Raw genomic sequence first — 12767 nt, 5'->3', positions numbered from 1 at the left:
GACTGTTGCCGGAGTTTGCGGGGCTAATCATCCGAATACACCCGTTCGGCGCTGCCCCGCGCGTCCCCCCCACAACGCCGTGGTGGCGGTACAGTCCGCCGAATGGGTGGGATCTGGTCGCAGTGGGGGACGGTCCTGGTCGGGGGCGCGATCGCGCTGCCGATCGTCGCGGTGCTCGCGGTATTGCGTCCGCGGGCGGGGGTGGTGGCGGGCCTGGTGGTGGGGACCGCGCCGTGGGTGTGGATGGTCCTGACACCGGTCGGCGACTCGCGTGCGGTGAGCGTGGTGCCGCTGCGCGACCTGCTGACCGTGCTGCGCGCCGATCCGACGACGGCGGTCGTCCAGGTGGGCGGCAACCTGCTGGTCTTCGCTGCCCTGGGATGCCTGCTCCCGGTGTACTCGGCGCGCTTCGCCGGCCGCGCCGGGCGGTGGCGCGTGGCCGGCGTCGCCGCGCTGTCGTCGACGGCGATCGAACTCGCGCAGTGGGTCCTCGCGATCGGCCGGGTTTCGTCGGTGGACGACGTGCTCCTGAACACCGCAGGGGCCCTCGCCGCGGCCGTGCTGTCCGGCCTGCGCCGACCCGCCGCGAAACCGGCCCGCACTGGCGCCGACTGACGCCAGGCCCTGTCCGGCGGATCTTGGTGCACCGGGCGAGTCGTACCTGCCGCTCGACCGGCGGACATGCTTTGGGTGGTCGGCGGGGTACCCGGTCGACAGCCCCATCGGTGGGCCCTGCGGTATCGCGCCCCGCGCCTACACGCGGCGATGGCGTCTGCCCGAATCCCCTTCCCCGAATCCCTTTCTCGAAGAGGTATTCCATGTCCAGGATCACCACCGCCCGCGGCTCGGCCGTCGGCGTTCTGCTCACCTTCGCGATGTCCGCCGGGCTCGTCGTCGCCGGCGGCACCGCGTCGGCGACTCCGGGGACCGCGACCACCCCGCCCACTCAGCCCAATCAGCCCACTCCGCCCGCCGCGACCGCCGGCCCGACCGGGACGGACGTGCCGGATGCGGACCGCGGCAGTCCGGGGCAGGGCGCATCGAGCATCCAGGGCCGGGCCCTGGCCGGCCCGAGCGCCGCCACCAAGATGACCCGGGCCGACGTGATCGCCCGGGCCGACAGCTGGGTCGGTATCGGGCTCGAGTACAGCTGGACCACCACCTACCAGGGCTACCGGACGGACTGCTCGGGCTTCGCGTCGATGGCCTGGAAGCTCGCCAAGCCCGGTCTCGACACCACCAGCTTCGGTCCGTCCGGGGTGACGATCGGCATCGGCAAGGGCATGCTGCGGCCCGGCGACGCGCTGCTCAACGAGGCCCCGGGCGCCTACGGGCACATCGTGCTGTTCGACACGTGGGTGGACGGGTCGCAGAGCTCCTACTGGGGTTACGAGTTCAGCGGCTCCGGAATGCATTACCGGAAGGTCCCGTACCCGTACTTCGCCGGCTACGGCACGTTCCTACCGGTCCGAAACCTGGGCATCGTCGACGACCCGTCGACGCCGCTCGACCTGTCGGGCCTGTCGGGCCTGTCGGACCTGTCGGACCTGTCCAAGCTGTCGGACCTGTCGAGCCTGTCGAAGCTGTCGAAGATGCCGAGCCTGTCCCAGCTGTCGAACCTGTCCGACCTGCCGGACCTCCCGGACCTGCCGGACCCCTCGCAGTCGCCCGCCGGAGTGCCCGCACGCGAGCCGAATGACGCGATCGCGCCCTGACCCCCGCCCGTCCGTTCCCGGCGTCCATCCGACGAGGTCACCGCTCCCGAGCGGTGGCCTCGTCCCGCGGTTCGCCGGCGCCGCCCGGGGTGAGGCGTGGATTCCCTTTCCCGGTAGGGGAGAACGACCTTGACGGACACCCTTGACAGTGCCGAGAGAGCGGGCCTAATTTCCTCTACAACTCTTAGGAAGGTTTCCTAACAGTCGTTGAAAGGGTGGCCGCCGATGGCCGGGAGCACCGAGCGCGGCGCGGGAGCGTCCGGGCGGGAGCAGGCAGGCCGGCCGAGCCTCTTGCGAGCCATCAACGACCGGGCCGCGCTCGAACTCCTGCTGCGGCACGGACGGCTGTCGCGTGGTCAGATCGGCACGATGACCGGATTGTCGAAGCCGACCGCCTCGCAGTTGCTCTCCCGCCTCGAGGCGGCCGGCCTGGTCGTCGGGGTCGGCACCTCCGAGGGCGGTCGCGGGCCCGGCGCACAGTTGTACGAGATCAACCCGGCGGCGGGGCACGTCGCGGGTCTGGACGTGACGCCGGCCCGGATCCGGGTGGCCATCGCGGACCTGACCGGGCGCGTGGTGGGCGAACACGAACTGCCCACCCCGCGTCGGGAAGCGGCGGACACCCCGGGCCGGATCCGGGAGGCCGTGCGCGCCGCCGCGAAGCCGACCGGGCTCGAGCTCGCCGATCTCGCGCACATCGTGATCGGCATCCCCGGCGCGTTCGACCCGACCACCGAGCAGTTCCGCTACGGCCGGCACCTCGCGGGCTGGCACTCCCCCGGCGTGCTCGACACGATCCGCGAGGAGTTGGGCCTCACCGTCGACGTCGAGAACGACGTAAACCTCGCCGCGCTCGCCGAGCAGCGGGACGGATCGGCGCGCGACGGCGGCGACTTCGTGCTGCTGTGGGTCGACGAGGGGATCGGCTGCGCGATCGTGCTCGGCGGCCGGTTGCACCGTGGTTCCACCGGTGGCGCGGGCGAGGTCGGCTACATGCCGATGCCCGGCGCACCGCTGCCGCACGACGTCAGCCGCCGCAACACCGGCGGCTTCCAGCAACTCGCGGGCGCGCCGGCGGTGTTGTCACTGGCCCGCGCGTACGGGGTGGGCAGCCGGACCGCCCCGCAGGCGGTGGCGCGCGCCGTCCGCGCCACCGAGACGGGCGGAGGGGCCTTCCTCGACGAGCTGGCGAACCGGCTCGCGGTCGGCCTCGCGGTGATCGTCTCGGTGCTCGATCCGGGACTCGTCGTGCTGTCGGGGGCCATCCCGATGGCCGGCGGCGAGGCATTGCGCTCCCGCGTGGTCAACGAACTGCACCGCCTCGCCATCCCCCGCCCCCAGGTCGTCCTCGGCAACGTCCCCACCAACCCCGTACTCGCCGGCGCCGTACACGCAGCCCTGGACGTAGCCCGCGACACCGTCTTCACCACAACCTGACCCACCAACCCCAGCCCACCAAAACCAGCCCGTCCGGCGCTTGAGGACAACCGCAGCACCCCGCCCAACCCAAGCACCCCAGCCCGTCCGGCGCTTGAGGACAACCGCAGCACCCCGCCCAACCCAAGCACCCCAGCCCGTCCGGCGCTTGAGGACAACCGCAGCACCCCGCCCAACCAACCAAAACCAGCCCGTCCGGCGTTTGAGGACACCGGCATCAGGCCACCCAACCCGGCACCCCCAGCCCGTCCGGCGCTTGAGGACAACGGCATCAGGCCACCCAGCGCCCGTCCGGCGTCAGAGGACCACCGCACGAAGCCAACCCCGCGCGCTTCGCCGCACTATGGCGCCGCCGCCATCTCCGGAGGAGGACCCAGTGCACAGACTCCCACGGCTCCGTCGTTCCATCACGACCATCGCGTGCGCCGCCACGCTTGCCCTGATGGCCTCCGCATGCGCCGGTGACGACGGCGGATCGGGGACCGGTGCCGACGAGGCGCCCGACAAGAAGGTCACCATCACCTTCTGGCACGGTTGGAGCGCCGAGAGCGAGACCAAGGCGGTCGACGACCTGGTCGCCAAGTTCAACGTGAAGCACCCCAACATCAAGGTCAAGATCGTCTCCAACGTGACCGACGACAAGATCACCCAGGGCATCCGCTCCGGCAAGGGCCCGGACGTGGTCTCCTCGTTCACCACCGACAACGTCGGCCAGTTCTGCACGTCGGGCTCGTGGACCGATCTGACGCCCTGGCTGGCCAAGTCCGGCATCGACCCGGCCGCGACCTTCCCCAAACCGGTCCTGGACTACACCCAGTTCCAGGGCAAGCGGTGCGCGCTGCCGCTGCTCGCCGACTCCTACGGGCTGTACTACAACAAGGACATGTTCGCCGCCGCGGGCATCACCGCGCCGCCGAAGACGTTCACCGAGCTGACCGAGGCCGCCAAGAAGCTCAACCAGTTCAATGGTGACGGGACATTCAAGGTCGCCGGCTTCCTGCCGACCTTCCACTCCTACGAGTTCTCCGCCGCGCACACCCTGGCCCAGTTCGGTCCGACCTACCAGACGCCCGACGGCAAGTCGAACCTGTCCAAGGACCCGGTCGTCCCGCAGTTCTTCAACTGGCAGAAGCAATTCGTGGAGAGCCAGGGCGGGTTCGACAAGCTGGAGAGGTTCCGCACCACGTTCGGTGAGGAGTTCTCCGCCGAGAACCCGTTCATGAGCGGCAAGCTCGCGATGACCATGGACGGCGAGTGGCGCACCGCGATGATCGCCCAGGACGCGCCGAACCTGAAGTACGGCACCGCGCCGTTCCCGGTCCCGGACGACCAGGTCGACAAGTACGGCCGCAGCTACCTCACCGGAACCACCGTCGGTATCGCCAAGTCCAGCCACCACCAGGCCGCAGCTTGGGAGTTCGTCAAGTTCGTCACCACCGACACCGAGGCGCTGAACGCGTTCTCGCAGGCGATCCACAACGTGCCCAGCACCAACGCCGCGCTGGCCGCGTCGCCGCTGGCCAACGACGAGCACTTCAAGCCGTTCATCGACGCCTTCAAGCACCCCGCCAGCAACACCACGCCGGCCAGCCCCAACGGCGGCAAGTACCAGGTCAGCCTGTCCGAGTACGCCTACAAGTGGGAGGCCGGCCAGGGCGGTGACCTGACCAGGAGTCTGGCCGATCTGGACAAGCAGATCGACACCGACGTGGCCCAGGTCAAGTGACCCGATGACCACGACCGCCCCCGCGGCGGCGAAGGTCCCGGCGGCGCTGCGTGCGCAGCGCCGCCGGCGGAACCTGCGCACGCTCGCGTTCCTGTCCCCGTGGCTGATCGGGTTCTCGGTCTTCTTCGTCTACCCGCTCTGCATGACGGTGTACTACTCGTTCACCCGCTACGACCTGATCAACCCGCCCGAGTGGGTGGGCCTGCGCAACTGGACCTACGTGTTGAACGACTACCCGCCGCTGTGGCAGGCGTTGCGCAACACGCTGTGGCTGGTCGTCGTGATGGTGACGCTGCGGGTGGTCTTCGGCCTCGGCCTGGGCATGCTGGCGATTCGGCTCAAGCGCGGCGGCGGGCTCTTCCGCACGCTGTCCTACCTGCCCTACCTGGCCCCGCCGGTGGCCGCCACGATCGGCTTCGCGTTCCTGCTCAACCCCGGTACCGGGCCGGTCAACCACCTGCTCGGCAACGTCGGCCTGCCGCAACCGGGTTGGTTCAACGACCCGGACTGGTCCAAGCCGGCCCTGACCCTGCTCGCCCTGTGGGGGATCGGCGACCTGTTGGTGATCTTCACCGCGTCGCTCCTCGACGTGCCGCGCGAGCAGTACGAGGCGGCCGAGTTGGACGGCGTCGGGCCGTGGCAGCGCTTCCGCTACGTGACCTGGCCGGCGATCACGCCGGTGGTGCTGTTCGCCGTGGTCACCGGCGTGATCCAGACGATGCAGTACTACACACAGGCGATGGTGGCCGGGAAGGTCGCGAGCGGCATCATCGGCAACTCCGGCCAGTCCTTCGAACCGGGCTACCCGCAGGGCACCACGCTCACCCTGCCGCAACTGGTCTACGAGGAAGGGTTCTCCACCTTCAACACGGGTGCCGCGTGTGTGATCTCGCTGCTCCTGTTCGCGATCGCGATGACGTTCACCTTCCTGCTGCTCCGCCGCCGCTCGGGTCTGCTGGACGACGACTGAGCACCGGGCCACGCACCACCCCCGCCCACACCGGTCGCGGAACCGCCGGACCGGAGACCCGAGTTCGCCGATCCACCGTGCCCAGAAGGGATCGATTCCATGGCCCAGACCGTCACGGCCGAGGCCGCCGGCATCGCGCCGCCGCCGCTCGCGCCCGTCCGGACGCCGCCGCGCCCACAGCGGCGCAAGCGCGTACTGACCTGGATCGGCGTGCACACGCTCGCCGTCACCGCCGTACTGTTCTTCGTCCTGCCGTTCGTGTTCCTGTTCCTGACCTCGGTGATGGGCAACAAGCAGGCACTGACCAGCGACCTGTGGCCCACCTCGTGGGAGTGGGGCAACTACAGCAAGGTGATGAAGACCCCGGGCTTCGGCACCTGGTGGCGCAACACGCTGATGTACGCCGGGCTCGGCACCCTGTTCACCGTGGTCTCCAGCCTGCCGGTGGCCTACGCGCTGGCCAAGTTCCGGTTCCGCTTCCGGGGCGTGGCGCTGATGCTGGTGATCTCGTCGATGATGCTGCCGCCGCAGGTGCTCGTGATCCCGATGTACATCTTCTGGGCCAAGCAGATGAACCTGACCGGGACATTGTGGCCGCTGATCATCCCGATGGCGTTCGGCGACGCGTTCACGATCTTCCTGCTCCGGCAGTTCCTGCTGACGGTGCCGACCGAATACCTCGACGCGGCCCGCGTGGACGGGTGCGGCGAACTGCGCATCCTCGTCACGGTCGTGGTGCCGATGATCCGGCCCGCGATCGCGGCGGTCGCGCTGTTCCAGTTCTTCTACTGCTGGAACGACTACTTCGGTCCACAGGTGTACGCGTCCGAGAATCCGGGCGCGTGGACGCTGTCCTACGGCCTGGAGTCGTTCAAGGGCGCACATCAGGTCAATTGGAATCTCATGATGGCCGCCACGCTGCTCGTGATGGCGCCGGTGATCCTCGTGTTCTTCTTCGCCCAGAAGGCGTTCATCGAGGGCGTGACTTTGACGGGAGTAAAGGGTTGAAGCTCGCAGTGGTGGGTGGTGGGTCCACGTACACGCCCGAACTGGCGGACGGCTTGGGCCGGTTGAGCCAGACGTTGCCGATCGACGAGCTGGTGCTCGTCGACCCGTCGGCCGAACGGCTCGAACCGGTCGGGGCCGTGGTGCGCAGGATTCTGGCCCGGCACGGCCATCCCGCGCGGGTCACGCTCACAAGTGATCTGGACGCGGGCGCCGAGGGCGCCGGCGCGGTGCTGTTCCAGCTCCGGGTGGGCGGTCAGGAGGCCCGCGCGCAGGACGAGGCGTGGCCGCTGGACTGCGGCTGTGTGGGCCAGGAGACCACCGGCGCGGGCGGGCTCGCGAAGGCGCTGCGCACGGTGCCGGTGGTGCTGGACGCGGCCGAACGGGTGCGCCGGGTCGCGCCGGACGCGTGGATCGTCGACTTCACCAACCCGGTGGGGATCGTCACCCGCGCGCTGCTCGACGCGGGGCATCGCGCGGTCGGGCTGTGCAACGTGGCGATCGGCTTCCAGCGGCGGTTCGCGGGGTTGCTCGGGGTGGCGCCGGAGCGGGTACGGCTCGATCACGTCGGGCTCAACCACCTCACGTGGGAGCGCGGCGTGCACGTCCTGGACGACAAGGGCGTGCCGGGTCCGGACCTGCTCCCGCTGCTGCTCGCCGAGCACGGGCCGGAGATCGCGGCGGACGTCGAGCTTCCGGTGGACCTGATGCGTGGTCAGGGCACCGTGCCGTCCTACTACTTGCGGTATTTCTACGCGCACGACGCGGTCGTGTCCGGGCAGCGGCACACCGCGTCCCGGGCCGAGGAGGTGGCGGCGATCGAGCGCGAACTGCTCGCGCTGTACGCGGATCCGGCCCTGGACACCAAACCCGCGCTGTTGGAGCGGCGCGGCGGGGCCTACTACTCGGAGGCGGCGGTCGCCCTGGTCGCGGCACTCGTGGGTGGCGACGTGGCCGCCGGCGACCGCGTCCAGGTCGCCGACGTGCGCAACCGCGGCACGCTGCCGTTCCTGCCGGACGACGCGGTGATCGAAGTGCCGGCGCTGGTCGACGCGCGGGGGGCGACCCCGCTGCCGCTCGCTCCGGTGGGGCCGTTGCAGGCCGGGCTGATCGCGCATGTCGCGGCGTACGAGGAGCTCGCGCTCGACGCCGCGCTGCGCGGTGGGCGCGACCGGGTGTTCACCGCGTTGCTCGCGCATCCGCTGGTCGGGCAGTACGACATCGCCGAGGCGCTCACCGATCGGCTGCTCGCCGCGGGCAAGGAGTACCTGCCGTGGGCGCGGTGACCGGGCCGGATCCGCGCTCCCCGGCCGTGCTCGCGATCGACGCGGGCAACTCGAAGACCGACGTCGCGGTGGTGACGGCGGACGGTCGGGTGTGGGCCAGGGGGCGCGGTGCGGGCTACACGCCGTACGTGCTCGGGGAGCACGCGGCGGTCGAGGTGATGGCGGCCCTGGTCGAGCAGGTCCTGCGCGAGGCGGCCGCGGCCGGGCCGGTGCAGCATGTGGCGGCCTACCTCGCGAACGTCGACCTGCCGGTCGAGGAGCTGCGTCTGCGCAAGGAGTTCGAGACGCGCGGGTGGGGCCGCACGGTCACGGTGGGCAACGACACGTTCGCGGTGCTGCGTTCGGGCACGAGCGCGCCGCGCGGGGTCGCGGTGGTGTGCGGCGCGGGGATCAACTGCGTGGGGCTGTTGCCCGACGGGCGGACCGCGCGGTTTCCGGCGCTGGGCCGGATCACCGGGGACTGGGGCGGCGGGCTCGGGCTGATGGAGGAGGTGATGTGGTGGTCGGTCCGCGCGGAGGACGGGCGCGGCCCCGCAACCGGCCTCGCCGCGGCGACGAGCGGCCACTTCGGCCGCGCGACGGCGACCGCGGTCGCGGAGGCCGTCCACCTGGGCGAGCTGGAACAGGAACGGCTGCACGAACTGGTCCCGGTGCTGTTCCGGGTCGCCGACGCCGGTGACGCGGTGGCCGCGGCGGTGATCGACCGCCAGGCGGAGGAGATCGCGCTGATGGCGGTGACGGCGCTCGGCCGACTCGACCTGCTGGACGAGGAGGCCGACGTCGTGCTGGGCGGCGGGGTCCTCGCCGCCCGAGAACCACGCCTGATGGCAGCCGTCGAACACCGCGTCCTACGCTCCGCCCCGAGGGCGATCTTCCGCGTCGCGGTGGACCCCCCGATAGTCGGCGCGGCCCTACTGGGCCTGGACCACCTACGCACCAACGGCCGAGCCCCCGCCGACCCAACCGCCACCGCAGAACACCACCTACGCACCCACTGGCCCCATTCCCCAACCCCCCAACCAGCCTGAGCCCGCCCACCGGGCCGCTCAGCCCGTCCGGCGTTCGAAGACAACCGCAGCACCCCACCCAGCCCACCAAACCCAGCCCGTCCGGCGTTTGAGGACACCAGCCCGTCCGGCGCTTGAGGACACCGACACCAGGCCGCCCAGCCACCAAACCCAGCCCGTCCGGCGTTTGAGGACAACGGCATCAGGAGGACGCCGAGACCGCACGTTCACCTCGATCGCATACGATCCCCGCGGGGCGGACCATCCGCATCAGGGCCCGCGCAATGCGAGAGGAACACCAAGTGGGCAACCTCGGATGGGGCGCAGCCGCACCCCGCTCCATGACACGAACCATCGGCGATCCGACCACGGCCGAGCCCGGACCGCACGCGCCCGCGTTCGCATCCCGCGCCCAGGACCACGCCCAGAACCACCCACAGGACCACGCCCGGCCCCGACTCGGCGCGGTCGACCCCACGTGATCGACACCGCCGCCCCAGCCCTGGTCCGCGACCGCGCGACCTGGCTGCTCTACCTGCACATGGCCGCGTTCGGCTACTTCCTGTACTGCTTCGGCCCCTCCGTCACGCTGCTCGGCGACGACCTGGGCGTCGGCAACGCCGTGGCCGCGCTGCACAGCACCGCGTACGCCGCGGCCGGCGTGCTGATCGCCTTGCTCGGCGACCGCCCCATGCGCCGGTTCGGCCGCGGGCCGACGCTGTGGGCGGGGTGCGGGCTGCTCAGCCTCGGCGTCCTGGCGTACTGCGCGGCCGAGACGCCCGCGGTGTCCCTGAGCGCGGCCCTGCTATCCGGCTTCGGCGCGTTCCTGGTGGTCAACGTGGCCGGTACGGCGCTCGCCGACCACCACGGCACGACCGCCGGGCCGAGCGCGCTGAACGAGGCGAACGGGCTCGCGGCCGGGGTCGGAATGGCCGCGCCGCTGCTGATCGGGGTAATGGACTCGTCCGGGCCCGGCTGGCGCTGGGCGATGTACGCGGTGCCGCTGCTGTTCGGCGCGCTCGCGCTCGGCCTCGGTCGTACCCGGATCCCGGACCTGCCCGCTCTCGCGCCCGCGCCCGTGACGCCCGAGGCAGCCGCACCCGGCGGCCCGCTGCCCGCCGCGTACTGGTGGGCCTGGCTGCTCACGGTGTGCTCGGTGGCGGTCGAGTTCTCGCTGTCGCTGTGGGCGTCCACGCTGCTGCGCGATCGCACCGGGATGTCCGAGAGCGCCGCCGCCACCGGGATGACCGCCGTGGTCGCCGGCCTTTGCCTGGGCCGGCTGGTCGGCGGGCGGCTCGCTCTGCGGCTGGCCCTGCACCGGCTGTACATCTCGGCCGTCGCGCTGAACCTGGTCGGCTTCACGATGTTCTGGTCGGCCACCGTTCCCTGGCTCGCCTACCTCGGGCTGTTCGTGTCCGGCCTGGGCATGTCGGTGCAGTTCCCGCTCGCGACGGCGGCGGCGATCCGCGCGGCGGGCGGGCGGGCCGACCTCGCGGTGTCCCGCCTCGCGGTGGCGACCACGATCGCGGCGGGCGGCGCGCCGTTCCTGTTGGGCCTGGCCACCGACCTGATGCCGGTCCGGGCCGCGTTCCTGCTGCTGCCGATCCTGCTCGTCGCGTCGATCCCGATCCTGATCAGGAGCACCCGAACCCACGGTTGACCCGACCCACCACCTCGCACATCTCGCGCCTCCCACGTCTCGGCGACGCCGGCCCCGCCGCCTGACGTCCATGAGCACCAGGACCCATGGACGTCAGGCGTCAGCCCGCGCGGTTCGAGCGCGGTCGCGGGCTAGGCTCCCGGGCCGGTGATCGCGTGCGGGTATGCGGCCGGGCGGTTTTGGAAGGACAGGATCTTGGGGTTCTGGACGACCCCGTCACGGATTTCGATCGCCTGGGCGATGGTCGCGTCCGCGTCCCATGACTCCGGGCCGTCCATGACCGTGCCGAGGTAGGGGATCAGGGCCTCGCTGATCTCCCACGTGGCCGAGTCCCACAGGTAGGACGGGCTGTGGTCGACGCCGTAGTAGTGGCAGTTGTCGCCGACCGTGAAGGTCGGCTCCTCGAACGTGGTCGGGCGGGCCCACTCGAAGCCCATCCCGTCGTCGCAGGAGACGTCGATGAAGAACGACCCCGGGCGGTACTGCGGCAGGTCGCGCTCCAGCACGAACGTCAGGGGCGCGTCGGTGTCCTGCCGGATGCAGTTGACGACGATGTCGTAGCCGGCGAGGTGGGACCCGAGGGGCACCGGACCTTCCTCCGTGAGCGCGTCCAACCGCGTCGGGTCGTCCTCGCCGAACTGGAAGTGGCCCATCACGACCGACGGCATCGGCGACGCGACCGCGACCGCGTCCCGCGCGGTCAGGACCGTGACGTCCGAGACGCCCATCGCCTCGAGTGCTATGACCGCGCCGCGAGCCGTCGCGCCGAAGCTGAGCACCGCCGCGCGCATCCGCCGGCCGTAGCTGCCGGTCACCCCGCCGAGCGCGAGCGCGTGCAACACCGAGCAGTAGCCCGCGAGTTCGTTGTTCTTGTGGAACACGTGCACGCTGAACGCGCCGGCCGCGGTCCAGTGGTTCATCGCCTCCCACGCGATCATCGTCAGCTTCCGGTCGATCCCCAACTGGGTCATCGTCGGATCCTGCACACAATGCGGCCAACCCCAGAGGACCTGCCCGTCGCGCAGCGCGGCGACGTCCTCATGGGTCGGTTTGGGGAGCAGCACGATGTCGGTCTCGGCGAGCAACCGTTTACGCGGCAGCAGTCCGGCGACGTGGCGGACGAGTTCCGCGTCGGCGACGCCGAAGCGTTCGCCGTACCCCTCTTCGAGGAAGAGGTGCTCGCGCACGTCCGGGGCGATCCGCTCCAGGTGCAGCGGGTGGACCGGCAACCTGTGCTCGTTTTCCTTCAGCGACGAGCCGAGGATGCCGAGGGTCATGCGGGTCCTGCGAATCATGAGATTCCTTAGGTAGGCCCCAAGTATCGACCCTCGACACCGGGTGGGTCACCGGTCCGCGTCCGAGTCGCCCGATTCGACGGCCCGCGACGGGCCCGCGAGGGGTCGGCGCGGACCGCCCTTCGATCAGCTCGGCAGCGCCGCCACCGCGTCGTCCACACTCTTCTGCCACAGCGTCGTGATCGGGTCGTCGACCGCGATCCCGGGCGTGGGCGCACCGATCTCGGACGCGGTGAACACGGCACCCGAGTGGGCCGGATTCGCCGCGACGGTGAGGGTCGGCACGTATCGCGCGAGACCGCTCCGGTCATCGGTACGCAGGGCCGCGTACAGCCGTTTCCCGGCCCCGATGACCCGTGCGCCGCTGCCCACCTCCGGCACCGGACGCGCCGTGCCGTCCAGGTCACCGAACGTCACCGTCGGAAAGCGGTCGACCGTACACGTCGCCGCGCCGTTGGTGACCGTCACCAGCACGACACTGCTCGCGATCGGCGGCAGCGCGACCGCGTCGTAACCGAGCGATTGCGCGGCGCACGGCGGCGGGAGGGCGTGGGTGGATTCGGCGCCGACCGCGGGCGCGATGGCGGTGGCACAGACGAGGGCGGACGCGAGGGCGAGGGCGCCGAGGGTACCGAGAGATCGCATGTGCCTGTCATATCCGCCCGA

The 12767-nt window shown here is 71.0% G+C and carries 12 protein-coding genes; 10 read left to right on the top strand and 2 right to left on the bottom strand.

Annotated features, from left to right (window positions below; translation table 11 throughout):
- Nucleotides 1-102: 102 nt before the first annotated feature.
- From OG928_RS28725 to OG928_RS28680, 10 genes are all read left to right on the top strand, one after another.
- Nucleotides 103-615: a VanZ family protein gene (locus tag OG928_RS28725; RefSeq protein WP_406289005.1), complete on the top strand. Its 513-nt coding sequence runs from the start codon at nucleotides 103-105 to the stop codon at nucleotides 613-615.
- A 203-nt stretch (nucleotides 616-818) separates the two neighbouring features.
- On the top strand, nucleotides 819-1715 hold the full coding sequence (locus OG928_RS28720; RefSeq protein ID WP_406289003.1) for a hypothetical protein: 897 nt from the start codon (nucleotides 819-821) through the stop codon (nucleotides 1713-1715).
- A 225-nt stretch (nucleotides 1716-1940) separates the two neighbouring features.
- Complete coding sequence (locus tag OG928_RS28715; protein ID WP_406289001.1) at nucleotides 1941-3152, top strand: ROK family protein; 1212 nt, start codon at nucleotides 1941-1943, stop codon at nucleotides 3150-3152.
- A 442-nt stretch (nucleotides 3153-3594) separates the two neighbouring features.
- Nucleotides 3595-4878: an ABC transporter substrate-binding protein gene (locus OG928_RS28710; RefSeq protein ID WP_406289000.1), complete on the top strand. Its 1284-nt coding sequence runs from the start codon at nucleotides 3595-3597 to the stop codon at nucleotides 4876-4878.
- Between the two features lie 4 nt (nucleotides 4879-4882).
- Nucleotides 4883-5848, top strand: a complete 966-nt coding sequence (locus OG928_RS28705; protein WP_406288998.1) for a carbohydrate ABC transporter permease — start codon at nucleotides 4883-4885, stop codon at nucleotides 5846-5848.
- A gap of 99 nt (nucleotides 5849-5947) precedes the next feature.
- Nucleotides 5948-6856 carry a carbohydrate ABC transporter permease gene (locus tag OG928_RS28700; protein ID WP_406288995.1) on the top strand — a complete coding sequence of 303 codons (909 nt, stop codon included), beginning with the start codon at nucleotides 5948-5950 and terminating at the stop codon, nucleotides 6854-6856.
- Nucleotides 6853-8139: a 6-phospho-beta-glucosidase gene (locus tag OG928_RS28695; protein ID WP_406288992.1), complete on the top strand. Its 1287-nt coding sequence runs from the start codon at nucleotides 6853-6855 to the stop codon at nucleotides 8137-8139. The genes OG928_RS28700 and OG928_RS28695 overlap by 4 nt, the downstream gene beginning before the upstream one ends.
- Nucleotides 8127-9167: an N-acetylglucosamine kinase gene (locus tag OG928_RS28690; protein ID WP_406288988.1), complete on the top strand. Its 1041-nt coding sequence runs from the start codon at nucleotides 8127-8129 to the stop codon at nucleotides 9165-9167. The genes OG928_RS28695 and OG928_RS28690 overlap by 13 nt, the downstream gene beginning before the upstream one ends.
- A gap of 320 nt (nucleotides 9168-9487) precedes the next feature.
- Entirely contained in the window at nucleotides 9488-9628 is a 141-nt protein-coding gene (locus OG928_RS28685; protein WP_406288984.1) for a hypothetical protein, read from the top strand.
- Nucleotides 9625-10806 (top strand): MFS transporter, encoded by a 1182-nt coding sequence (locus OG928_RS28680; RefSeq protein WP_406288982.1) that lies wholly within the window; start codon nucleotides 9625-9627, stop codon nucleotides 10804-10806. Before OG928_RS28685 ends, OG928_RS28680 begins: the two co-directional genes overlap by 4 nt.
- Nucleotides 10807-10937: 131 nt before the next feature.
- Here the strand turns inward: OG928_RS28680 and OG928_RS28675 are convergent, their stop codons facing one another.
- Nucleotides 10938-12101 (bottom strand): N(5)-(carboxyethyl)ornithine synthase, encoded by a 1164-nt coding sequence (locus OG928_RS28675; protein WP_406288980.1) that lies wholly within the window; start codon nucleotides 12099-12101, stop codon nucleotides 10938-10940.
- Between the two features lie 126 nt (nucleotides 12102-12227).
- A complete protein-coding gene (locus tag OG928_RS28670; RefSeq protein ID WP_406288978.1) occupies nucleotides 12228-12746 on the bottom strand; it encodes a DUF4232 domain-containing protein in 519 nt (172 codons plus the stop codon).
- Between the last annotated feature and the right edge of the window lie 21 nt (nucleotides 12747-12767).

Origin of the sequence: Embleya sp. NBC_00896 (assembly GCF_045207785.1) — a bacterium.
Classification (GTDB): Bacteria; Actinomycetota; Actinomycetes; order Streptomycetales; family Streptomycetaceae; genus Embleya.
The sequence above is the reverse complement of the archived record's forward strand: the minus strand, read 5'-3'. Positions and strand labels throughout refer to the sequence as shown.

Excerpts from the sequence above, each read along its gene's own strand:
- OG928_RS28675 (WP_406288980.1), bottom strand. The coding sequence starts at position 12,101 with ATGATTCGCAGGACCCGCATGACCCTCGGCATCCTCGGCTCGTCGCTG.
- OG928_RS28705 (WP_406288998.1), top strand. The coding sequence starts at position 4,883 with ATGACCACGACCGCCCCCGCGGCGGCGAAGGTCCCGGCGGCGCTGCGT.
- OG928_RS28685 (WP_406288984.1), top strand. The coding sequence starts at position 9,488 with ATGACACGAACCATCGGCGATCCGACCACGGCCGAGCCCGGACCGCAC.
- OG928_RS28715 (WP_406289001.1), top strand. The coding sequence starts at position 1,941 with ATGGCCGGGAGCACCGAGCGCGGCGCGGGAGCGTCCGGGCGGGAGCAG.
- OG928_RS28725 (WP_406289005.1), top strand. The coding sequence starts at position 103 with ATGGGTGGGATCTGGTCGCAGTGGGGGACGGTCCTGGTCGGGGGCGCG.
- OG928_RS28670 (WP_406288978.1), bottom strand. The coding sequence starts at position 12,746 with ATGCGATCTCTCGGTACCCTCGGCGCCCTCGCCCTCGCGTCCGCCCTC.
- OG928_RS28710 (WP_406289000.1), top strand. The coding sequence starts at position 3,595 with ATGGCCTCCGCATGCGCCGGTGACGACGGCGGATCGGGGACCGGTGCC.
- OG928_RS28720 (WP_406289003.1), top strand. The coding sequence starts at position 819 with ATGTCCAGGATCACCACCGCCCGCGGCTCGGCCGTCGGCGTTCTGCTC.
- OG928_RS28700 (WP_406288995.1), top strand. The coding sequence starts at position 5,948 with ATGGCCCAGACCGTCACGGCCGAGGCCGCCGGCATCGCGCCGCCGCCG.